The sequence below is a fragment of the Streptomyces sp. Edi2 genome (assembly GCF_040253635.1).
Classification (GTDB): Bacteria; Actinomycetota; Actinomycetes; order Streptomycetales; family Streptomycetaceae; genus Streptomyces.
Map to the genome: position 1 here is coordinate 3,627,947 of NZ_JBEJGX010000003.1, position 21,906 is coordinate 3,649,852.

The window sequence follows — 21,906 nt, forward strand, 5'->3', positions numbered from 1 at the left end:
GCGTACCCGCCGCACGAGGTCGTCCGCGGCGCCCCGCCACGCGTCGTGGTCAAAGTTGAATCCTCCCCTCCCTGAAGGGAGGGGATTCCTCACCCTCCAGGGCTGATGTGGGGATTTCTAGCTCACGCCGCCAGGCGGGGCAGCGCCCCGTCTGGTCTTCCGCGATCAGCACTAGCCGGGTTGAGACCAGCCCGGACCAGCATCACGCGTGCGGAGTTCTTGTCCCTGGGGGATACGGCTCCGCACACGGTGCAGGCATAGGTTCGTTCTGAGAGAGGTAGCGCGTGCTTGGTTCTCGCTCCGCACTGTGAGCAGTCCATCGTGGTGTGCGCGGGGTGTACCAGGTGCACGGCACGGCCGTGCTTGCGGCCCATCTCGCTCAGAGCCATCTTGGTGGCCCCGATAGCGGCGTCGGCGGCCTTGCGGGCCATGGTCGACTTCGCGAGGAACTTCGGCTTGAAGTCCTCGACAGCCAAAGCATCGTGGTCGCGAACCACGGACTTCGCCCACTTACGACCGGTGTCCTTGCGCTGCCGGGCCACCTTCTTGTGCAGCTTCGCCGTCTGCCGCCTCGCGGCCTTGTAGCCCTTCGACCCCGGCTTGCCCCTTGGCGGCTTGCGGCGGGCCATCATCCGCTGATAGCGGGCCAGCTTCTGCGCAGCCGTCTTCCCGTGCTGGGCATGGGGCAGGTCATGGGCGTCGGACGTGGTGGTCGCGGTCTCCTTCACGCCCCAGTCGATACCAATCACACGGCCGGTCTCCGGCAGCGGCTGGACCTCGGCGGGTACGACGAAGGACGCGTACCACTCCCCCGTGCTGTCCTGATAGACGCGCACGCTGGACGGGTCGGCGGGAAGTTCCCTCGACCACACCACCGTCACCGCGATGCCGCCCGCAAGGTGCAGACGGCCGTCTTTGAGGCGGAAGCCCCGCTTGGTGTAGTTCAGCGTCGGCAGCGCCTCGCGCTTCTTCTTCCACCTCGGCATACCAGCCCGGCGGCGCATCGGCAGCCGGTCTTTGATGTCCTTCTGAGCCTTGGACTTGGACTTGCCGAAGTCGCGGATCAACTGCTGCTGCGGCACCGAGGAGCCCTCACGCAGCCACGGCGTTCGCGAGCGGGCCTCGGTCAGCATCTTGTCGAGCTGGGCCGGACCGCATGTCCGCTTCTCGCCGGTGGCTTTGTTGTGCAGGTGGATGGCCTTGGACTTGGCAACAGACTCATTCCAGACCCACCGGCACCGGCCCCACTCCGCTTCAAGGGCGGTTCGGGCGGTGGACGACACGCGCAGCCGGAACGTCCACCGGGCATGCCCGGCATCCTCCGTCTTCGCTTCCGTCGTCATACACCACAACCTATCGGGGAGGACTGACAGTTGAGAACAATCGATCTTGGTGGGCTCCCTCGCCCCGCCGTGGGGTGAACACCATTTCGCCCTGGCGGCGAAACGGCTACCTCTGCCCTGCTCCGCAGGAGTCCGATTCCCCCCGCCCTAAAGGACGGGGCATCCTCGGAGGAAGCCGGTGAATCCCGCTTCGAGCAGGCGTCCTGGCACCACACGGCGGCTCTTGAGCAGGAGTTCGGTGTCGGAGCGCAGCGCGAACGCGCCCAGCTCGGCCATCCACTTCGTGGCCGGCAGGCCCACCGGGACGCCCCAGGCGGCCCGCAGCGCGCGCATGAACTCGCGCTGCGGCAGCGGGGCGGGGGCGGCGAGATTCACCGGCCCGGCGAGGTCACTGCGTTCGACCAGGAACTCGACCGCGCGGACGAAGTCACGGTCATGGATCCAGGACACATACTGCGCCCCGCCCGCGACCGGACCACCGAGCCCGAGCCGCGCCAGCCGCAGCAGGACATCGAACACGCCGCCGCGATCGGGGCTCATCACCATGGCGGAGCGCAGCGCCACCTTCCGGGTGCCCGGGGTCTCGGCCTCCTCCTGCGCCCGCTCCCAGGCCTTGGCGATCTCGACGCTGTACGCCCAGTAGTCCGGGACCCCGGCCTCCGCGCCGCCGACCACCCCGGTCGCCTCGTCGTTCGGGGCGTCGAAGCGGTGGGCGTAAACGGTGGCGGTACTCATCTGCAGCCAGACGCCGGGCGGCCGGCCCGCGGACGCGATCGCCTCCCCCACGACGCGGGCGGAGTCCACCCGCGAGTCCATCATCGCCTGGAGATTGGCCGGGGTGTAGCGGCAACTGACGCTGCGTCCGGCCAGATTGATCACGACGTCGCTGCCGTCGACCTCCGCGGCCCAGGCGCCCTGCGTCACGCCGTCCCACCGCACTTCCCCGGCCCGCACCGGACGCCTGGTCAGGACCACGACCTCGTGCCCCGCGGCGGTCAGCGCCCGCCTCAGGATGGTGCCCACCTGACCGGTCCCGCCGGGTATCACTATCTTCATCGGGCTCCCCTCGTCATGCTCATCGTGCACCCGGCCGGCCCTTGCCCTGCGGCCGGGTGCCGGAACGCCGTGCCCGGGCCCGGCAGATGCCGCCGACCCGGCCACCTGCCCGGGCGGCGGGCCCGCCCTCACTCGCCCCGTAGCGCCCTGAACAACTCCCCGTTGGCGACCAGCACCCCGCCGTCCACCGGCAGCGTGATCCCGGTCACCCACGCCGCATCCGACGACGCCAGATAGGCCACCGCCGCCGCGACATCCTCCGGCCGCCCGACCCGCCCCAGCGGGTACGCCGCGGCCGCGCGCCGCAACCGGTCCTCGTGCCCGGCCCAGTTGGGGGTGTCGACCGTTCCCGGCGCGACGAGGTTGACCCGTACGCCGCGCGGCGCGGCCCGGCCGGACAGCGTGCGGGTCAGGCCGGCCAGGCCCGCCTTGGCCGCACTGTAGGCGTGATTGCCGAAGTCCTGGATGCCGTTGACGGACCCGATGTTGACGATCGCGCCGCGCCCGCCGGCCGCCGCCAGATGCGGCAGCGCGGCCCGCGCGCACCGGAAGGCGCCGCCGAGCGTGATGTCGAGGTCCGCCGCCCAGTCCTCGTCCGTCTCGTCCTCGAACGACGGGGCGTCCGGATGGCACCGGTAGGCGTTGTTGACCAGCACGTCCAGCCCACCGAAGCGGTCCACCGCGCGGGCCACGGCCGCCTCCACGGCCGCCCGGTCCCCCACGTCGCACGGCGTTGCCTCGGCCGTTCCGCCGGCCTCGACGATCCGCGCGGCCGCGCGGGCGGCGCGGTCCCCGTCGAGGTCGGTGACCAGTACCCGGGCTCCCTCCGCGGCCAGCCGTTGCGCGGTCGCCTCGCCGATGCCGCGGCCGGCGCCGGTGATCAGTGCGCTGTATCCGTCGAACCGTTGCGTTGTCGCCATGCGTTGCAGTGTGTCCTGCTTCCCACGTTGTCGTCTGCGGCGCCGTTCGCCTCCGGCGGGGTGGGGTGGGGTGGGGTTTGGGCGGGGGCCGCTTGCGCTGTGTGGTGGGTGCCGGTGGCGGGCCTCCGGGGCCTGTGTTGTGGACTGCTTCGCTTTACGTCCACAACACAGGCCCCTCCGGCCCGCCACCTCCCGCCCGGATGGCGACCCCCGCCCGGTGGGGTGAAGGTTTTCAAAGACCAGTAGCTCGGCCCGCATCGTGATGCGGGCCGAGCTACTGGTCTTTTGTTTTCTCCTGCTCCCCCACCCGGGGTGGGGTCCCTCAACCGGCGGGAGGGGGCGGGGCCGGAGGGGTGGGTGTTCGGACTGCTTCGCTTTACGTCCGAACACCCACCCCGGAGGCCCCGAACCCGCCACCCACCACTCACCTCGGGGCCCCACCCCACACAACCAACCCCGCCCCCGCCGAAGGCGGGAAAAGAACAACAGACGAGGTACGGCGGGCTCACCCGACAACGTGGGAAACGGCTCTCACCATGGCCTGGGGGCGCGGGTCCGCCGTCACATTCCGCTGCATACCGTTCGTGACGTAGCCGAAGGCGACCCCGCTCTCGGGGTCGGCGAAGGCGAGCGCGCCGCCGCGGCCGGGGTGGCCGAAGGAACCCGGGCCCAGGAGCGGCGAAGCGGGGCCGTGGAGCATGAAGCCCAGTCCGATGCGGGTGGGGACGAGGAGGGTGCGGTCGGGCCCCGCGGACTCCTCGGTCCGGGCGAGGGTCAGCGTCGCGGGCGCGAAGAGCCGGGGGTGGCCGTCGACGGCCCCGATGAGCGCGGCGTAACAGCGGGCCAGCGAACGGGCGGTGGCGATGCCGCCGGAGGCGGGCAGTTCGGCGGCCCGGTAGGCCGGGTCGTTCTCGTCGGGCGCCGGGGAGATCGCGCCGAAGGCGCGGCTGGTGAGCGAGTCCGGATCGGCGTAGGCGTCGGCGATGGACGGCTTCGGGCGGACCCGCAGGCCCGTCGCGGCGGGCGGGGCCGGCGCCCCGACGGCGCCCAGCCGTCCGACCCGGGACTGCGCCGCCTCGGGCAGACCGATCCACAGATCGAGGCCGAGCGGCCCGGCTATCTCGTCGGCGATCCAGCTGCCGACGCTGCGGCCGGTGACCCGCAGCACCAGCTCGCCGATCAGCCAGCTGTAGGTCTGCGCGTGGTAGCCGTGATCGGTGCCGGGCTCCCAGAGGGGGGCCTGGGCGGCGACCGCGGCGGGGCCGCTGACGCCATCGATGGCCTGGCCGGGGGTGAGCGGGGTGTCCAGGGCCGGCAGCCCGGCGCGGTGCGAGAGCAGATGGCGGACGAGGACGCGTTCCTTGCCGGCGGCCTTGAACTCGGGCCAGTACGTGCCGACCGGCGCATCGAGGTCGAGCTGTCCGCGCTGGTGCAGCAGCAGCGGTACGAGGGCGGCGATGCCTTTGGTCGCGGACCGGATCACCTGGGCCGTGCCGGCCTCCCAGGGCGCCGCGCCCGCCGCGTGCTTGCCGGCGTCCCCGTCCTTGGTGCCGCCCCACAGGTCGACGACCTTGCGGCCGTGCCGGTACACGGCGACCGCCGCGCCCCGCTCGCCGCGCCGGTCGAAGTTGGCCATGAAGGCGTCCCGGACCGGCTCGAAGCCGTCCTCGACCGTGCCCTGGACGTCCACCACTGGTTCCTGCTTCCCACTCATCCGTCGCATTCGTGACCCATCCATGGTGCAACGCGCGGATCAGTGCTGATGACCAGGACCGCACCCCGTGGCCTTCGTCACACGGGTACGTCAGGGCCCGCGGCTCACCGGGGCCGGGGCCGGGGCAGCGAAGGGTCACCGTCAGATCGGTGAAGGGGCCTCGTCGGACCGGCGAAGGGGCACCGTCGGACCGGCGGCGCGTCACCGTCCGATGGGCGGCGGCTCACCCCGGGACGTCGACCGACCGCGGGTCGAAGCCGAAGGGCAGTTCCAGCCGGTGGGTGCGCATCAGTTCCTCGTCGCACAGCAGCTTCTGGGTGGTCCCGTCGGCCACGAGCACCCCGCCGGAGAGCACGACGGACCGCGGGCACAGCTCCAGGGCGTACGGCAGGTCGTGCGTGACCATCAGGACGGTGACGTCCAACGACCGCAGGATGTCGGCGAGTTCACGGCGGGAGGCCGGGTCGAGGTTGGAGGACGGCTCGTCGAGGACCAGGATCTCCGGCCGCATCGCCAGCACGGTCGCGACGGCGACCCGGCGGCGCTGCCCGAAGGAGAGGTGGTGCGGCGGGCGGTCGGCGAAGTCCGCCATGCCGACCCGGGCGAGTGCTTCGGTGACCCGCTCCTCCAGTTCGGCGCCGCGCAGTCCCGAGGAGGCCGGGCCGAAGGCGACGTCCTCGCGGACGGTGGGCATGAACAGCTGGTCGTCGGGGTCCTGGAAGACGATGCCGACCCGGCGGCGGATCTCCGCGAGGTTTTCCCTGGCGACCGGGAGGCCGGCGACCTCGACGGTGCCGGCGCCCGCTTCGAGGATGCCGTTGAGGTGCAGGACGAGGGTGGTCTTGCCGGCGCCGTTGGGCCCGAGCAGCGCGACCCGCTCGCCGCGGCCGACGGTCAGGTCGACGCCGAAGAGCGCCTGGTGGCCGTCGGGGTAGGCGTAGGCGAGCCGGGAGACGGCGAGGGAGGGGGCGGGTGCGGTGGTGCTCAAAGGGTCCATCCCAGGAGGCAGACGGCGAGCGCGGCGAGGGGGAGGGCGGCCGCGCCCGTCCATTGTGCGCGGGTGGCGGTGGCCTCGCCGACCTGGGGCATGGTGCCGGTGTAGCCGCGGCTGACCATGGCGAGGTGGACCCGCTCCCCGCGCTCGTAGGAGCGGATGAACAGCGCGCCGGCCGACTTGGCGAGCACGCCCCAGTGGCGGACGCCGCGCGCCTCGAAGCCGCGGGAGAGCCGGGCGATCCGCATCCGGCGCATCTCGTCGGTGATCACATCGCCGTAGCGGATCATGAAGGAGGCGATCTGGACGAGCAGCGGGGGCATCCGCAGACGCTGGAGGCCCAGCAGGAGTTCGCGCAGTTCGGTGGTGGCGGCGAGCAGCACGGACGCGGCGACGCCCAGCGTCCCCTTGGCGAGGATGTTCCAGGCGCCCCACAGCCCCGACTCGCTCAGGCTCATCCCGAGGACCGCGACCCGCGGCCCCTCGGCGACGAACGGCATCAGCAGGGCGAAGGCGACGAACGGCACCTCGATCAGCAGCCGCTTGAGCAGGAACCCGGCCGGAATCCGGGCGGCCCCGGCGGCGGCCGCGATCAGCAGGGCATAGAGCCCGAACGCCCAGGTGGCCTCCCGCGGGGTGGAGACGACGACGAGGACGAAGCAGAAGACCGCGGCGATCTTGCAGTGCGCCGGCAGGGCGTGGACCGGTGAATGTCCGTGCCGGTACAGCTTGTGCGCATGTCCGGCGCCCATCTCAGGCACTCTCCGACGGGCGCCCGCTGCCCGCGGCCGGCTGCTCGCCGCTGCCGGCGTTCCTGCGGCGCCGGAGCACGACGAACACGCCCGTGCCGACGGCGAGCGTCGCGCCGACCCCGATCACGCCGGCGAGGCCGCCGGCCAGGCGCGGGTCGGTGATGTCCTGGACGCTGTAGTCGGCGAGCGGGGAGTCCTTGGCGGCGTGGTCCCTGGCCTTCGCGTCGATGCCCTGGTCGTGGGCGACCTTCTCCAGGCCGTCGGGGCTGGCGGAGGCGTAGTAGCTGATGCCGCCCGCGCACACCAGGGCGGCGGCGAGGCCGGCCAGCCAGACCCGGCGGGAGGAGCGGCGCGGGGCCGCGGAGGCGGCGGAGGCGCCTGCGGGAGCGGGAGCGGCGGAGGCGGGTGCGGGCGCGGCAGGCCGGGAGGGCTCGTCGGCCGGCGAGCCGGACTCGTCGCCCGGGGCGGCCAGCGGCGAGGTCCGCAGCTCCAGCGGCTTGGTCAGGCCGCGCGCGCCGTACACCAGGTCGGGGCGTACGGCGATCACCGCGCCGACCGTCAGGGCGGTGATCGCCGCCTCGCCGATCCCGATCAGGACGTGGACGCCCACCATGGCGGTGAACACCTTGCCGATCGACACATCCGCGGTCCCGCCGAGCGCGTAGATGGCGGTGAAGGCCACCGCGGCCGCCGGCACCGACACCAGCGCGGCGACGAACGAGGCCACGGTGACCGAGCGGCGCCGCCGCGGCAGCACCTTCACCAGCCCGCGGAACAGGGCGTAGGCGACCACGGTCGTCACGATCGCCATATCGGTGATGTTCACGCCCAGCGCGGTCAGCCCGCCGTCGGCGAACAGCACGCCCTGCATCAGCAGCACGACGGAGACACACAGCACACCGGTGTACGGGCCGACGAGTATCGCCGCCAGCGCACCGCCCAGCAGATGCCCGCTGGTGCCCGCCGCGACCGGGAAGTTCAGCATCTGCACGGCAAAGATGAACGCCGCGACCAGTCCGGCCAGCGGCGCCGTACGCTCCGCGCCCGCGACACCGCCCGCACCCGCACCCGCACCCGCCAGCTCGCGCCGGGCGCCGCGCAGGCTGACCGCGACCGCGGCGGCGGCGACCACACCGGTCGCCGCCGACACCGGCGCATTGATGAATCCATCGGGTACGTGCATCTCAGGCTTCTTCCGCTTCAGGCTCTGCAACCCACCAATGGTGGTGTCTCCTGCAAATAACTTGCAAGAGCGCCCATGATGCGAAACGGCCACGGCGAGCGCAAAGGCGGGTCCCACCTGCGCATCCCTCACCCAGGGGAACATGTGCACGGATGAGGGGTGCGGAGGGCCGTGCCGGGCCGCGCGCTACGCACCGGCCCGGCACGGCCCGTCAGACGCGGCCCGTCAGACGCGGCCCGTCAGGTGCGCACCGCTTCGCGCGCGGCGCTCTCGTCCGGCCCCTCGGCGGTACCGGTGCCGGAACCACCGCTGACGCCGGTGCCGGAACCACCACCGGTGCCGGTGCCGGAACCACCGCCGGTCTCAGTGCCGCTGGCGCTGCCGCCGAGCTGCGTACGCAGCCCCTCCCCCTCGACATCCACGTTCGGCAGCAGCCTCTGCAGCCACCGCGGGAGCCACCAGGCGGAGCGGCCCAGCAGCGCCAGGACCGCGGGGACGAGAGCCATCCGGACGAGGAAGGCATCGAAGAAGACGGCGATGGCGAGGCCGAAGCCGATCATCTTGATCATCGAGTCGGAGGAGCCGATGAAGCCGGCGAAGACGCTGATCATGATGACCGCGGCGGCGGTGACCACGCGCGCGCCGTGCCGGAAGCCGGTGACCACGGCCTCGCCGGGACGCTCACCGTGAACGAAGGCCTCACGCATCCGCGTGACGAGGAAGACCTCGTAGTCCATCGCCAGGCCGAAGACCACGCCCACCATGAAGATCGGCATCATGCTCATGATCGGGCCGGTCTGCTCGACCCCGAACACGTCGGCCAGCCAGCCCCATTGGAAGACCGCGACGACCGCACCGAGCGCCGCCACCACCGAGAGCAGGAAGCCCAGAGCCGCCTTGAGCGGGACGAGCACCGAGCGGAAGACCACCATCAGCAGCAGGAAGGCCAGGCCGACGACCAGCGCCAGATAGGGCACCAGCGCGTCATTCAGCTTCTGCGAGACATCGACATTCATCGCGGTGGTGCCGGTGACCAGGGTCTTCGAACCGGTGTCGCGGGCGATGCCGTTCGCCGTGGACCGGATGTCGTGCACCAGATCCTCGGTTTCGACGCTGCTGGGCTTCGACTTCGGGATGACGTTCAGCATCGCGGTGTCGCCGGCCTTGTTGAAGGCGGGCGGGGTGACGACGGCGACGTCGTCCAGCTTGCCGACCTCCTTGGCGACCCGCCCGGCAGCGGACTTGGCGGTCTGCCCGGCGTGCGCGCCGCGCCCGTCGACGACCAACATCAGCGGGCCGTTGAAACCCGGGCCGAAGCCGTCCGACAGCAGGTCGTACGCCTTGCGCTGGGTGGTGTGGGTGGGCTGCGATCCGTCGTCCGGCAGGCCCAGTTCCAGCGAGGCCGCGGGGATCGCGACGACGCCGAGGCCGACCACGCCCGCAAGAAGCACGGAGACCGGCCGCCGCAGCACGAAGCGCGCCCAGCGGGTCCCCATGTTGGGCCGCTCGGTGATACTCACGCTCTCCGACTTACGCGCCTCCTTACGCGCCTTGCGGGGCAGCACCCGCGCCCCCGCGAAGCCCAGCAGCGCCGGGATGAGGGTGAGCGCGATCAATACGGCGATGACGACGGTGCCGGCCGCGGCCAGGCCCATCTTCGTCAGCATCGGGATGTTGACGACGGTGAGGCCGACCAGCGCGATCACCACGGTCAGCCCCGCGAAGACGACCGCCGAGCCCGCGGTACCCACCGCGCGTCCGGCGGCCTCCTCGCGCTCACGGCCCTCGGTGATCTCGGCGCGGTAGCGGGAGACGATGAACAGGGCGTAGTCGATGCCGACGGCGAGGCCGATCATCGTGGCCAGCGTCGAGGTGGTGCTGGAGAGGTCGAGCGTGCTGCTCAGCGCGGTGATGGTGGAGACACCGATACCGACCCCGATCAGCGCGGTCAGCAGCGGCAGTCCGGCCGCGATCAGCGCACCGAAGGTGATGACGAGGACGACCGCGGAGATCGCGATCCCGATGACCTCGGTCGCACCGGTCTCGGGCATGGCCTGCAGGGCGTTGCCACCGGTCTCGACGGTCAGTCCGGCGTCCCGGCCGTCCTTGGCCGCGTCGTCGAGGGCGTCCTTGGAGGCGTCGGTCAGTTCAAAACCGGTGACCTTGTAGGAGACCTGGGCGTAGGCGGTGCGGCCGTCCTTGCTGAGGGCCCTGGCGGTGTACGGGTCGGTGACCCGGTCGACCTGCGAGGAGCCCGACTGCAGGGCGTGGACGGTCCGTTCGACGGCCGCCTTGTTCGCCGGGTCCTTCATCGTCTCGCCCGCGGGGGCCCGGAAGACCACCCGGGCCGTGGCGCCGTCGGCGTTCGTGCCGGGGAAGCGCTGGTCGAGGAGGTCGAAGGCGCGCTGGGCCTCGGTGCCGGGGATCGAGAAGGAGTCGGCGGCGGGTGCGGCGGCGGTGGCGGCCCCGACGCCGGCAACTGCCAGCAGGGCCACCCATATCAGGGCGACGAAGCGGCGCCGCCGGAAGGCGAAGCGGCCGAGTTTGTAGAGGAAAGTGGCCATGAGACCGGGTGCTCCCGTGGGATGAAGGGCGTACATGGGCGTACGGAGGCATGCGCCATCACCCCGGCGACGAGAGCGGCGTGCCGGGTACGAGGGCTGGGATGAAGGGGAGTGTGAAGGGAAGTGGGGCGGGCGGGATCAGACGCCGAGGGCGGGGAACACCACGGCGTCGAGATAGGCGGAGAGGAACGCGGCATCGGCGCAGCGGTCCTCGATGAGCTGCTGGGCGATGAGGGCGCCGACGAGCATGTGCGGCGCGAACTGCAGCGCGGGACACCCGGCCGCGATCTCACCGCGGTCGATGGCGCGCTGCAGCATCGCGTTCAGCCCGGTCATCTCGGGGTCGAGGAGGACTTCACGCAGCGCCTCGTGGAGCTCGGGGTTGCCGTGGATGGCCATCCCCAGCCCCCGCATCAGGGCCGCGTCCTTCTCGACCTGCCCCTCGTCGTCGGCCCGGCGCACCAGCTCGGCGAAGTCGCCGCGCAGGCTGCCGGTGTCGATGTCCGCGGTGCTGACCGGCTTGCAGTGCCGCAGCGCCCTGGCGACGAGCTCCGGCTTGCCCTGCCACTGGCGGTAGAGGGTGGCCTTGCTGGAGCGCGTACGGGCGGCGACGGCGTCCATGGTCAGCGCGTCATAGCCGACCTCGCGCAGCAGATCGAGCACCGCATTGAAGAGCTCGGCCTCCCGCTCGGGAGTCAGCCGGCTGCGCCCCATGACACCTACCTCCTGGTCGGACCGTACGCACGCGGCCACCTTACCGACGGCAACTGCGAACGAAACGGTTTCGTACACTTCGAAGATAGGCCCCCACCGATCGAAACGGAAGCGTTTCGCTAGTGGCCTGCGTCACCGGGGGGCGTCAGTGCTTGATCGCCATCTCGGCCCAGAAGGTGAAACCGCCGTCCAGTTTCCGCCGCCCCCAGCGGTCGGCCAGCGCCTCCACGATCAGCAGCCCGCGCCCGCCGTCCTGCTCAGGCCCCGGCCTGACCGGCGCGGACGCATAGCCCTGCCCCTCATCGCTCACGCCGATGCACGCGGTCCGGGCGGTACGCGAGAGCACGACTGCGATGAGACGACTGTCGCTGTACTTCAGCGCGTTGCCGACGAGCTCCCCGGTGATCAATTCCAGCGCTTCCGCCTGCTCCGGGGCCACACCCCACCAGCAGGCGATGGTCCGCACGTAGTGACGGGCGGCGCCTGCGGAGGAAAGATCCCCACCGGGGAGCGACTGCAGGCCCAACTCCTGCAGCGGGTTGGACGGCTGCGTCAACGCGCGCCAGAGGGCGTCCGTTAACCGACTGTCCGGAGAGCCGAGTTCAGGTTCCGGGTCCCGCCCGAAGCCGGCGAATACGTCCTGCGTCTGGTCGAGCGGCCCACCTGCCGCGCCGGGTCGCATTACCTCCAGCCGGTTGACGAGACGGGATACCGGGCCGGTGCCGTCCGTGGACAGATAGCAGGGCCGGCCGCCCTCTCCGGCCCAGGGCAACCGCCGAAGCGAAGCGTCATCAACGTTCACCGCGCCACCTCCACGTCACGCATGCCGTATGCAGTGCCCCGAAGGGTGCGGAGCTGCCGCGGGTGACGTCGCTCCTGCCGCTGCTCGCGGGTGAGCAGATAGGGGCGGATCATGGCCGTTGCCCGGCCGTCGATCGGGGTGTCGGTGGCGTATGGGCCGGGGCGGCGGGACGTCAGCGCAACGAATGCCGGCCGGGCAGCGCGGGCCGGACGGGGAAGACGGCTCAGCGCCCCGGCACGATGGCGGCCACGTGGGGCAACCAGGGACCGCAGCCGGTTGATGGCGTGCGCGCATTGGCGGTGCATGACCTCAACTCCCTTTGCAGAGTCTGCATCGATACATCGCAAGAAGACTGCCATTGGATTCCAATGAATAGCCGACTCGCGAATGGAGTTCACCAATGTGAGTGACGAGCTCCCGGAGATGCCCGTACCGGCCAATAGCTGCGTACGCTCGCCGTGTTGGGCCGTCGCTGAGCGTGACAGCGAATGGCGGGCGAGAAGGAAGAGGCGGGGATGACCGCGACACTCACAGGACCGGCGGGGCGCATGCAGATCGCCCGTGGCTTGATCTCCTTGCGCGAGCGATGCGGCTTGACTCAAACGCAGGTCGCCGAGCGGGCCGGGGTCAGCAAGGCGACCGTGAGCCGTTACGAGATGTGGCAGGACCGTGCCAGGATCCGGTGGGCCACAGTGAAAGCGATCGCCGACGCCTGTGACGCCTCTGTAAGCGAACGTGATGCCCTGGTCCGAGTCGCGCGGACCCAGACCGACGGCTGGTGGGTCGGGAACAGCGCGGTGCCGGAATGGATGGACCCGCTGGTGTCCTTCGAGCACGAAGCCGAGTACGAGCACCTCTGCGCCAACACCGTCATCCCTGGTCTGCTGCAGACGCGGGAGTACGCCCTCGCCATCCATCAGGCGCGCGAGGTGCGCAGCCCGAACGATGTGATCGAGCAGATGGTGGACGCCCGGATTCAGCGCCAGGGCATCCTTCGACGGGAGCCGCCGCTGCACGTGTGGGCGGTGTTGGATGAAGCCGTTATTCGCCGGGCGGTCGGCAACTCAGATGTGATGGCCCGGCAGTTGGACCACCTCTACGAGATGGCGCAGAGCCCTACGGTCGAGATCCAGATTTTGCCGTTCAAAGCGGGAGCTCATGCAGCCGGAGCCGGCGACTTCGTCATCCTCGGTAGGAACGACGAACGAAACCCGCTCAACTCCATGGCCGTGGTCTACATCGAGATGCGACGACGCGGGCTGTATCTCGACGAGGCCGAAGATGTCTCCGGCTATAAGCTCACCTTCGACTATCTTCGCTCACAAGCAGCCGACACCTCGGCGTCGTTGCGGCTGCTGGCCAAAGTACGACAGGAGCTGCCTCATGGCTGATCGCCCACTGTCCGGCATAGAACTACCGGCTCCCACTTGGTTCAAGAGCAGCTACAGCGGCGGCGAAGGCAACGCATGCCTAGAGGTCGCACCTGCCGGGACACGGGTCGCTATCCGCGACTCCAAGAACCCGGGCGGGCCCGTGCTGGCATTCCCGGCCACAGCGTTCGCGGCGTTCGTCGGCGAGGTGCGGCGCAACGGCTCGCCGGAGCTAACCCATGACTGATCACCCTCAGTCCCGGACCGACATACCGGCCTCCGCCTGGTTCAAAAGCAGCCACAGCGCCGCCAACAACGAATGCATGGAGATCGCATATGCCGGGACGCTGGTAGCCGTCCGCGACTCCAAGGACCCGATCAGGCCCCCGCTGGCATTCCCGGCGGCAGCATTCACCGCGTTCGTCAACGAGGTGCGGCGCAACGGCTGACCCGGATCGGCACCACGTGCGGCGAGAGCTGAGTACGGAGGCAGACGGGTCGGGCGGGGGCCACTCGGAGCGCGTTCGCGGCCTCGGCGCCCGACCACGTGGCGCCGTAGCCGGCACCGGCCCCGCCGCCCTCCCCCGAGGCCCACCCACCAGGCCGACTTGCCCCCGCTCGTCCGTCCCGGAACGATGGTTGGGTGAGCGATGTACCCGAGGACGTCGGGCCGCGCCCGGAGTCGGACCCCGCCAAGGCCCGCGGGCGGCTGCGTCGGGACAAGGCCCGTGGGCGGCAGCGCCGGGAGCCGACCGCCACGGGTGTGCCGGGGGTGTCCGGCGGCGCGTATCTGCGGTATCCGCATCTGCACGACGATCTGCTCTGCTTCGCCGCCGAGGACGACCTGTGGATCGCCCCGATCGCCCCGGAGGGCGAGGAGCCGGGGCGCGCCTGGCGGCTGACCGTGGACCGTACCCGCGTCGGCCACCCCCGCTTCTCCCCCGACGGCGCGCACATCGCCTTCACCACCTGGCGCAGCCTCGACCCGGAGGTTCATCTCGCGCCGGTCGACGGCGGCCCGGCCCGGCGGCTGACGTACTGGGGCAGCACCGATGCCCGGGTCTGCGGGTGGACACCGCCCGACCACGAGGGACAGGCGCACGTCCTCGCGGTCTCCTCGCACGGCCAGCCGTTCTCGTACTACTCGTGGGCCTACAGCGTGCCCACCGACGGCAGCCCCGGCGGCAAGCTGCCCTGGGGGCCGGTCTCCGATATCGCGGTCGCCGACGTCGAAGGGGAGCGCCGCACCCTGCTGCTGAGCGGCAAACCGCCGCACGAGCCCGCCTCCTGGAAGCGCTACCGGGGCGGTGCGATGGGCCGGATGTGGCTGCACGGCACCCGGCTGCTGCCGGATCTGTACGGGCACCTCGACTCGGTGATGTTCGTCGGCGGCCGGGTCGCGTTCCTCTCCGACCACGAGGGCATCGGCAACGTCTACTCCTGCCTTCCCGACAGCACCGACCTGCGCCGGCACACCGATCACGCCGACTTCTACGCCCGGCACGCCTCCAGCGACGGCTCGCGGATCGTCTACCAGTGCGCCGGTGACCTCTGGCTGATCGACGATCTGAGCCCGCAGGCCGTACCGCGCAAGCTGGCCGTACGCCTGGGCGGTCCGCGGGCCGGCCGGCGGACCTACCAGGTACCGGCCGCCTCGCACGTCACCGGGCTCGCGGTGGACACCACCGGGCGGGCCAGCGCGGTCGGCATACGCGGCAGCCTGTACTGGCTCACCCACCGCGACGGTCCGGCCCGCACGATCCACGACACCCCGGGCGTACGGGTCCGGCTCCCCGAGATGCTGGGTTCCACCGGCCGGATCGCGTACGTCACCGATGCCGAGGGCGAGGACGCGATCGAGATCACCAACCTGCCGCGGGCCGGCGCCCCGGGCGAACCGCGCCGGCTGGCCGCCGGTGAGCTGGGCCGGGTCCACGAGATGAGCTCCGCACCGGACGGGGAGCGGCTGGCGGTGGCCTCCCATGACGGCAGGCTGCTGCTGGTGGATGTGTCCCGGCCGGAGGAAGGGGAGGCCGGGGAAGGAGAGTCCGGGGAAGGGGCGGGAGAGGAGGACCGGTCGGCGGAGGGGGCGGCCGCCGGCGGCGCCCGCGTCACCGAGCTGATCCGCTCCACCAACGGCCCGGTGCGCGATCTGGCGTTCTCGCCGGACTCCCGCTGGCTGACCTGGTCGCACCCCGGCATCGGCCGGACGCTGCGGCAGATCAAGATGGCCCGGCTGTCCGACCGGCACATCGTGGACGTCACCAACGGCCGGTTCGAGGACGAGCAGCCGGTGTTCACCCGCGACGGCCGCTATCTGGCGTTCCTGTCCTGGCGCGGCTTCGACCCGGTCTACGACGTGCACACCGGCGACCTGTCGTTCCCGCTGGGCTGCCGCCCGTACCTCGTACCGCTGTCGTCGGCGACCCCCTCCCCGTTCGCGCTGTCCCCGGAGGGCCGGCCCGCTGCGGGCGGTCTGGACCCGGACGAGATTCCGCCGCCGTCCGGCGAGGGGCCGGTGCTGGTGGAGGTGGAGGGGCTGGAGAACCGCGTCACCCCGTTCCCGGTGGCCGCGTCCAAGTACTCCTCCCTGGAGCCGGTCAGCGGCGGCGGGCTGGTCTGGCTGCGCTGGCCGATCTCCGGCGCGCTGGGCGAGACCTTCGCCAACCCGGCCGACACCTCGGGCCGGCCCACCCTCGAACACTTCGATCTGACCAAGGCGCGGCGCACCGAACTCAGCAGCTCGCTGGACGGGTTCGCGCTCAGCGGCGACGGCACACGGCTGGTCGTCAACGACGAGGGCGACCTGCGCGCGGTGCCCGCGACCGAGCCGCCGGACAGCGACTCGACGGTCTTCCTGGACCTGCGGCGCATCCTGCACGACGTCGATCCGGTGGCGGAGTGGCACCAGGCGTTCGACGAGGCGGGCCGGATCACCCGGACCTACTTCTGGGACCCGCAGATGTGCGGCCTCGACTGGGACGCGGTGCTCGCCCAGTACCGGCCGCTGCTCGAACGGGTCGCCTCCCCGGACGAGTTCGCCGATCTGCTGCGCGAGGTGATGGGCGAACTGGGCACCTCGCACGCCTATGTCGTCGGCGCCCGGCGCAACGAGGGGCCGCCGCACTACCAGCGCGCCATGGGCCTGCTCGGCGCCAACCTGGTGTGCCGCGACGGCCATTGGGTGGTCACCCGGATCCTGCCCGGCGAGTCCTCGGACTCCAAGGCCCGCTCTCCGCTGGCCGGTACGGGCATCCGTGAGGGCGCGGCGCTCACCCATGTCGACGGCCGCGGGGTGGACCCGGTGACCGGCCCGTATCCGCTGCTGGCCGCGGCCGGCGGCACCACCGTGGAGCTCACCTTCTCCCCGCCGGAGGGCGAGGGCCCGCCCCGCCGGGTCGCGGTGGTCCCGCTGGTCGACGAACGGCCGCTGCGCTACCAGGACTGGGTGGCCAAACGCCGCGCCGTGGTAAGGGAGTTGAGCGGCGACCGGTGCGGCTATCTGCACATCCCCGACATGGGCGGCTCGGGCTGGGCGCAGTTCAACCGCGATCTGCGGATGGAGGTCTCCCGGCCCGCGCTGATCGTGGACGTTCGGGGCAACGCGGGCGGCAATATCTCCGAGCTGGTGATCGAGAAGCTGACCCGCACCATCATGGGCTGGGATCTGACCCGCGACGCCGAGCCCGTCTCGTACACCAGCAACGCCCCGCGCGGTCCGGTGGTGGCGGTCGCCGACGAGATGACCTCGTCCGACGGCGACATGATCACCGCGGCCTTCAAGCTCCTGGGCATCGGCCCGGTGGTCGGCATGCGGACCTGGGGCGGGGTGGTCGGGATGACCGGCCGGCACCGGCTCGCCGACGGCACCGCGATCACCGTCCCGATGAATGCCGCATGGTTCCGGCTCTACGGCTGGGGCGTGGAGAACCATGGCGTCGAGGTCGACATCGAGGCGCTGCGCTCCCCGCTGCACTGGGCCGAGGGCCGGCATCCGCAGCTGGGCGTAGCGGTGCGCACGGTGCTGGAGCTGCTGGAGCGGCATCCGGCGTCGACCCCTCCGGACCTGTCGGACGCGCCGGACCGGCGGCGGCCGCCGTTGCCGCCCCGGAGCGGGGGCGCGGCGGAGGCGGCGGGGGCCTGAGCCGGCCGTCGGCCGGACCGGGCCAGGTCGCGACGGTAGGGGCAGGCCGCCGCAGCAGGGGCGTGCCACGGCAGAGCGCCAGAGCGGCCGCAAACTGAGGAACTGGCCATCCACCCTTTACGGGTGCCTGCTCAAGGTCGCCGGCTGACCGCCGGCTGACAACGCGGTGGGGCGCACCCGGTCGACCGGGTGCGCCCCTTCACGCATGACGCGTACGCCGCCGCGCGTGAAGTTCAGGACGAGCCGTGTCAGCTCTCGAAGCGGCCCTCGGCGGCGTCCATCGCGTCCTGGGCGGGGCGGCCGCCCTGCTGGCCACGCTCACGCGGCTTCTCCTGGCCGCCCTGACGCTGACCGCCACGCTCCTGGTCCTGGCGCTGACCGCCGTGCTCACGGTCCTGGCGCTGACCGCCGCGCTCGTGACCCTGCTCGCGAGCGTCGCTCCGGGCGTTCTGCGCCTGGTTCTTGAGCTCGTTGGCCTTGTCCTGGAACTGGTCCTTGATGCCCATGCTGTTCACTCCTAGTGGGGTGTAGGGGGGTTGGGCCCCGTTCAGCGTGACACGCCCGGACATTGCTCGCATTTCGATCACGGATGACTACGCTCCGTGATGCGCGCGGGTTGCCCGCCAGGCACTCACCCGGCACACAGCAGGCACCGACCGGCCGCTCAGGGGCGGCTCCGGTGCAGCTCGGGGCCTTCTCCCAGGCCGTTCGCCACCCGGGTCACCGGTCCGCCCGCGCCTTCTCGTCCGCCTCGCCGCCGGCGCCCACCAGGCCGACCCGCATGCCGTCCAGCCGGTCCCCGAACCGCCGCATCTCCCGCTGGCCCACCGACCCGATGAGCGAGGGCAGATACCCGCGGACCGACTGCATCCCGCGCAGCCACCACTGCCCGTAGACGTGCGCGGAACGGCGCTCGATGCCCACGACGATCCGGTCGACGGCGGGGTCCGGCGGATAGGTCTTGTTCGACGGCCACGGCAGCCGGGAGCGCAGCTCGCGCATCACCTCGTCCTGGTCGGCGCCGCGCACCATGTCGGTGTCGGTCCAGCTCAGATAGCCGACCCCGACCCGTACGCCCTTGTAGCCGACCTCGGCGCGCAGGCTGTGCGCGAAGGCCTCGACGCCCGACTTGGAGGCGCAGTAGGCGGTCATCATCGGCGCCGGGGTGATCGCGGCGAGCGAGGCGATCTGCAGGAAGTAGCCGCGGGACGCCATGAGGGCGGGGAGGAAGGCGCGGCTGGTGACCGCGCCGCCGATGAGGTTCACCTCGATGACCCGCCGCCAGGAGTCCGGGTCGGAGTCGGCGAACGGGCCGCCGGTCGCCACCCCGGCGTTGGCGACGACCACATCGACCTTCCCGAAGCGGTCCTTGACCTCGCCCGCGATCCTGGCCATCGCCTCGTGGTCGGTGACGTCGGCGTGCCAGTGGTGCGCCGGACCGTGCAGCGAGGCCGCGACGCCCCGCAGTTCGTCCGGCTCCAGACCGACCAGCGCCAGCGTCGCCCCGCGCGCCGACAGCTTGCGGGCCAGCAGCGCACCGACCCCACGGGCCGCGCCGGTGACGACGACGACCTGGCCTTCCAGGCTCCGGGCCCTGCTCCCGCTCCGGCTCCTGCTCGCGCTCGCCCTCATACCGTCTTCTCCTTCTTCTGCCCTGCGGAGCGGGGGACTTCGGCGGCCGCGGACTCCCCGGCCTCGGCGCCGGTGCCGTGCCCGGCCACGGTCCCGGCCTCGGCCCCGGCCCCCGCCGTCCGCAGATGGTCCTTGACGAGTTCGCGCAGCCGCCCGGCGACCGCACCGGGGTCCTCGATCGGTGTCATGTGCCCGAGGCCCGGCAGCTCCGTGAGACCGAGGCAGTCGGGGAGGACGGAGGCCAGCCGACGGGCGTGCACGAGCGGGGTGAGCCGGTCGGCGGTGCCCGCGATGATCGCGGTCGGCAGCTCCAGCCGGCCGACGCCACCGGTCAGTTCGAGCCCGGAGAGCACCTTGCCCCAGCGGGCCCGGACCCCGGGCGGGCAGGCGTGCACGATGCGCGCACAGGCCTCGATCTGCCCGGGGGTGGCGCTGGGGCCCATGGTGGCGTACTGCAGGGCGCGCTTGGCGAGCGGCGATACGGGGCCGAGCGGCGCCCGGGAGTGCAGCATCAGCCGGTGCGCACGGCGCCGCCCCTGCGGGCTGCGCAGCGGGAACACCCTTGATTCGGCGGGCAGATCGGCCATTCCGGTGCTGCACAGCAGCGCGGCGGCGGCCCGCTCGCGCAGCTGCGGCCGTCCGGCGGCGGCCATGATCGTCATACCGCCCATGGAGTGGCCGCCCACCACGGCGCGTTCGTCCGGCCGCAGGGTGGCTTCCAGTACGGCCACCAGGTCGTCGGCGAGCGCATGGGTGCCGTGGCCGGCCGGACCGGCGGCGGGGCTGCGGCCGTGGCCGCGCTGGTCGTAGACGACGACCTTGTACTCGGGGGCCAGGTCGCGGACGACCGGCGCCCAGAAGGCGGTCGAGCAGGTCCAGCCGTGCGCCAGGACGACGGCCGGGGCGTCCTCGGGGCCGTGGACCTCGGCGTAGAGCCGGGCGCCGTCGGCCGAGGTGACGGTCAGCGTCGTACGGGGCACCGGCGGCGCGTACGGGCCGGTGGTGACGTGTCCGGGCCGGCGGCTCATGCGGCCACCTCCGTGCGCGCGCCGGCGGCGGTCCGGTCCCCGGGCCGGCCGGCCGGTGGCCGCAGCACCTCGTACTCCGCGAGGTCGACCTGCCGGGTGACCTTCTTGAACTCCCCGGTCGTCCCCGGCCAGACGGTGGTGTTGCGGCCGTTCGCGTCCAGATACCAGCTGTTGCAGCCGCCGGTGTTCCACACCGTGCGCGCCATCCGCTGCTGAAGCGTGTGGTTCCACGCCCTGACGGCGGAGGGCCGGGCATCGAGGGCGATCTTTCCGCCGAGGAGGTCCAGCTGGCGCATGAAGTCGGCCAGGTAGTTCAGCTGCGCCTCGATCATCAGGATCATCGAGCTGTTCCCGAGGCCGGTGTTGGGCCCGATGACGGTGAGGAAGTTGGGGAAGCCGGCCGCGCTGGTGCCGCGCAGCGCCTCCATGCCGCCCTTCCACTCCTCGGCCAGCGTCGTCCCGTGGGCGCCGGTCACCCGCTCGGCGATCGGCAGGTCCGTCACATGGAACCCGGTGCCGAAGACGATCGCGTCGGCCTCCACCTCGCTCCCGTCGGCCCCCACCAGGGTGCTGCCGCGCACCTCCTTCAGCCCCGCGGCGACCACGTCCACATTGGGCTGCGCCAGGGCCGGGTAGTACGTGTTGGAGAGCAGGATCCGCTTGCAGCCGATGCGGTAGTCGGGGGTCAGCGCGGCCCGCAGCACCGGGTCCTTGACGGCCTTCTTCATATGGTTCCGGGCCAGGAGCTCGACCAGCCCCAGCTCGTTGGGGCGCTTGGTAAAGGCGCTGACCTGCAGTTCCCTGATGCCCCAGAGCAGCCCGCGGCGTGCGGCCCGGGTCGCGGGCACCTTGGTGTGCAGCCACTGCTCGGCCGCGCTGATCTTGCGGTCGGCGCGCGGCAGCACCCAGGGCGGGGTGCGCTGGAAGAGCGTGAGGCGTTCCACGTCCGGCTGGATCGCGGGCACGATCTGGATCGCCGAGGCCCCCGTACCGATCATGGCGACGCGCTTGCCCCGCACGTCGTAGTCGTGGTCCCAGCGGGCGGAGTGCGAGACCTTGCCGGGGAAGGTGTCCAGCCCCGGTACGTCGGGGACCTTGGGGTCCGACAGCGGCCCGGTCGCCGAGACCACCACATCCGCGGTCAGCGGTCCGCCGGCCGTCTCCACCTCCCAGTGCAGCGCCTCCGTGTCCCAGCGCAGGCTGTGCACCTCCGAGTTGAGGCGGAGGTGCGGACGCAGTCCGAAGGTGTCGGCGACCCGCTCCAGGTAGGCGCGGATGTGCGGCTGCCCGGAGAAGTTCCGCGGCCACTCCGGGTTGGGCGCGAAGGAGAAGGAGTACAGATGCGAGGGCACATCGCAGGCGCATCCGGGATAGCTGTTGTCCCGCCAGGTGCCGCCCACCGCACCGGCCCGTTCCAGGATGACGAAGTCGGTGATCCCCTGGCGCCGCAGCCGGACCGCCGCGCCGAGACCCCCGAACCCCGATCCGATCACCGCAACCCGCACATGCCTGCGCTCGCGCTCGGCCATTGCGCCGCCTCCCGAGTTCGACGTACTTCACTGCCATCTTCGGTGCCGTGAGGTCCGGCGCCACAGCCGCCCGCCCCATCGCGCCAGCAATCACTGGCACAGTTGGAGCGTAGGGCAGCCGCGTACCGAGCGGTAGGGGGCGGACGGCAGGAAGTTACCGC

At 71.8% G+C, this 21,906-nt stretch carries 19 protein-coding genes; 4 read left to right on the top strand and 15 right to left on the bottom strand.

Going from position 1 to position 21,906, the window contains the following annotated elements; translation table 11 throughout:
* Positions 1-122: 122 nt before the first annotated feature.
* From ABR737_RS19225 to ABR737_RS19275, 11 genes are all read right to left on the bottom strand, one after another.
* The gene (locus ABR737_RS19225) at positions 123-1,343 is read right to left on the bottom strand and encodes an RNA-guided endonuclease InsQ/TnpB family protein (RefSeq protein WP_350251395.1); all 1,221 of its coding nucleotides are present in this window, start codon (positions 1,341-1,343) and stop codon (positions 123-125) included.
* A 147-nt stretch (positions 1,344-1,490) separates the two neighbouring features.
* The gene (locus tag ABR737_RS19230) at positions 1,491-2,399 is read right to left on the bottom strand and encodes a TIGR01777 family oxidoreductase (RefSeq protein ID WP_350251396.1); all 909 of its coding nucleotides are present in this window, start codon (positions 2,397-2,399) and stop codon (positions 1,491-1,493) included.
* 128 nt (positions 2,400-2,527) lie between these two features.
* A complete protein-coding gene (locus ABR737_RS19235) occupies positions 2,528-3,319 on the bottom strand; it encodes an SDR family NAD(P)-dependent oxidoreductase (RefSeq protein WP_350251397.1) in 792 nt (263 codons plus the stop codon).
* A gap of 505 nt (positions 3,320-3,824) precedes the next feature.
* Entirely contained in the window at positions 3,825-5,033 is a 1,209-nt protein-coding gene (locus ABR737_RS19240) for a serine hydrolase domain-containing protein (RefSeq protein ID WP_350251398.1), read from the bottom strand.
* Between the two features lie 223 nt (positions 5,034-5,256).
* Positions 5,257-6,030 (bottom strand): energy-coupling factor ABC transporter ATP-binding protein, encoded by a 774-nt coding sequence (locus ABR737_RS19245; protein WP_350251399.1) that lies wholly within the window; start codon positions 6,028-6,030, stop codon positions 5,257-5,259.
* Complete coding sequence (gene cbiQ / locus ABR737_RS19250) at positions 6,018-6,779, bottom strand: cobalt ECF transporter T component CbiQ (protein WP_350251400.1); 762 nt, start codon at positions 6,777-6,779, stop codon at positions 6,018-6,020. Before cbiQ ends, ABR737_RS19245 begins: the two co-directional genes overlap by 13 nt.
* 1 nt (position 6,780) lies before the next feature.
* On the bottom strand, positions 6,781-7,962 hold the full coding sequence (locus ABR737_RS19255; RefSeq protein ID WP_350251401.1) for an energy-coupling factor ABC transporter permease: 1,182 nt from the start codon (positions 7,960-7,962) through the stop codon (positions 6,781-6,783).
* 239 nt (positions 7,963-8,201) lie between these two features.
* On the bottom strand, positions 8,202-10,526 hold the full coding sequence (locus ABR737_RS19260; protein ID WP_350251402.1) for an MMPL family transporter: 2,325 nt from the start codon (positions 10,524-10,526) through the stop codon (positions 8,202-8,204).
* Between the two features lie 138 nt (positions 10,527-10,664).
* Positions 10,665-11,240 (bottom strand): TetR/AcrR family transcriptional regulator, encoded by a 576-nt coding sequence (locus ABR737_RS19265; protein WP_350251403.1) that lies wholly within the window; start codon positions 11,238-11,240, stop codon positions 10,665-10,667.
* Between the two features lie 145 nt (positions 11,241-11,385).
* The gene (locus tag ABR737_RS19270) at positions 11,386-12,042 is read right to left on the bottom strand and encodes an ATP-binding protein (protein ID WP_350251404.1); all 657 of its coding nucleotides are present in this window, start codon (positions 12,040-12,042) and stop codon (positions 11,386-11,388) included.
* A complete protein-coding gene (locus tag ABR737_RS19275; protein ID WP_350251405.1) occupies positions 12,039-12,347 on the bottom strand; it encodes a hypothetical protein in 309 nt (102 codons plus the stop codon). The genes ABR737_RS19270 and ABR737_RS19275 overlap by 4 nt, the downstream gene beginning before the upstream one ends.
* Positions 12,348-12,530: 183 nt before the next feature.
* Here ABR737_RS19275 and ABR737_RS19280 point away from each other — a divergent pair, with 183 nt between their 5' ends.
* The 4 genes from ABR737_RS19280 (at position 12,531) to ABR737_RS19295 (ending at position 17,556) form a co-directional block, all read left to right on the top strand.
* Positions 12,531-13,433 (top strand): helix-turn-helix domain-containing protein, encoded by a 903-nt coding sequence (locus ABR737_RS19280; RefSeq protein WP_350251406.1) that lies wholly within the window; start codon positions 12,531-12,533, stop codon positions 13,431-13,433.
* Complete coding sequence (locus ABR737_RS19285; RefSeq protein ID WP_350251407.1) at positions 13,426-13,659, top strand: DUF397 domain-containing protein; 234 nt, start codon at positions 13,426-13,428, stop codon at positions 13,657-13,659. Before ABR737_RS19280 ends, ABR737_RS19285 begins: the two co-directional genes overlap by 8 nt.
* Complete coding sequence (locus ABR737_RS19290) at positions 13,652-13,861, top strand: DUF397 domain-containing protein (protein ID WP_350251408.1); 210 nt, start codon at positions 13,652-13,654, stop codon at positions 13,859-13,861. The genes ABR737_RS19285 and ABR737_RS19290 overlap by 8 nt, the downstream gene beginning before the upstream one ends.
* 323 nt (positions 13,862-14,184) lie before the next feature.
* Positions 14,185-17,556 carry a S41 family peptidase gene (locus ABR737_RS19295; RefSeq protein ID WP_350256845.1) on the top strand — a complete coding sequence of 1,124 codons (3,372 nt, stop codon included), beginning with the start codon at positions 14,185-14,187 and terminating at the stop codon, positions 17,554-17,556.
* A 248-nt stretch (positions 17,557-17,804) separates the two neighbouring features.
* Here the strand turns inward: ABR737_RS19295 and ABR737_RS19300 are convergent, their stop codons facing one another.
* The 4 genes from ABR737_RS19300 to ABR737_RS19315 all read right to left on the bottom strand — a co-directional run bounded on the left by ABR737_RS19300 (position 17,805) and on the right by ABR737_RS19315 (position 21,745).
* Positions 17,805-18,062 (bottom strand): hypothetical protein, encoded by a 258-nt coding sequence (locus ABR737_RS19300; protein ID WP_350251409.1) that lies wholly within the window; start codon positions 18,060-18,062, stop codon positions 17,805-17,807.
* A gap of 214 nt (positions 18,063-18,276) precedes the next feature.
* The gene (locus tag ABR737_RS19305) at positions 18,277-19,188 is read right to left on the bottom strand and encodes an SDR family oxidoreductase (RefSeq protein ID WP_350251410.1); all 912 of its coding nucleotides are present in this window, start codon (positions 19,186-19,188) and stop codon (positions 18,277-18,279) included.
* Positions 19,185-20,216: an alpha/beta fold hydrolase gene (locus tag ABR737_RS19310; RefSeq protein ID WP_350251411.1), complete on the bottom strand. Its 1,032-nt coding sequence runs from the start codon at positions 20,214-20,216 to the stop codon at positions 19,185-19,187. Before ABR737_RS19310 ends, ABR737_RS19305 begins: the two co-directional genes overlap by 4 nt.
* Positions 20,213-21,745: a flavin-containing monooxygenase gene (locus tag ABR737_RS19315; protein ID WP_350251413.1), complete on the bottom strand. Its 1,533-nt coding sequence runs from the start codon at positions 21,743-21,745 to the stop codon at positions 20,213-20,215. Before ABR737_RS19315 ends, ABR737_RS19310 begins: the two co-directional genes overlap by 4 nt.
* Positions 21,746-21,906: the final 161 nt, after the last annotated feature.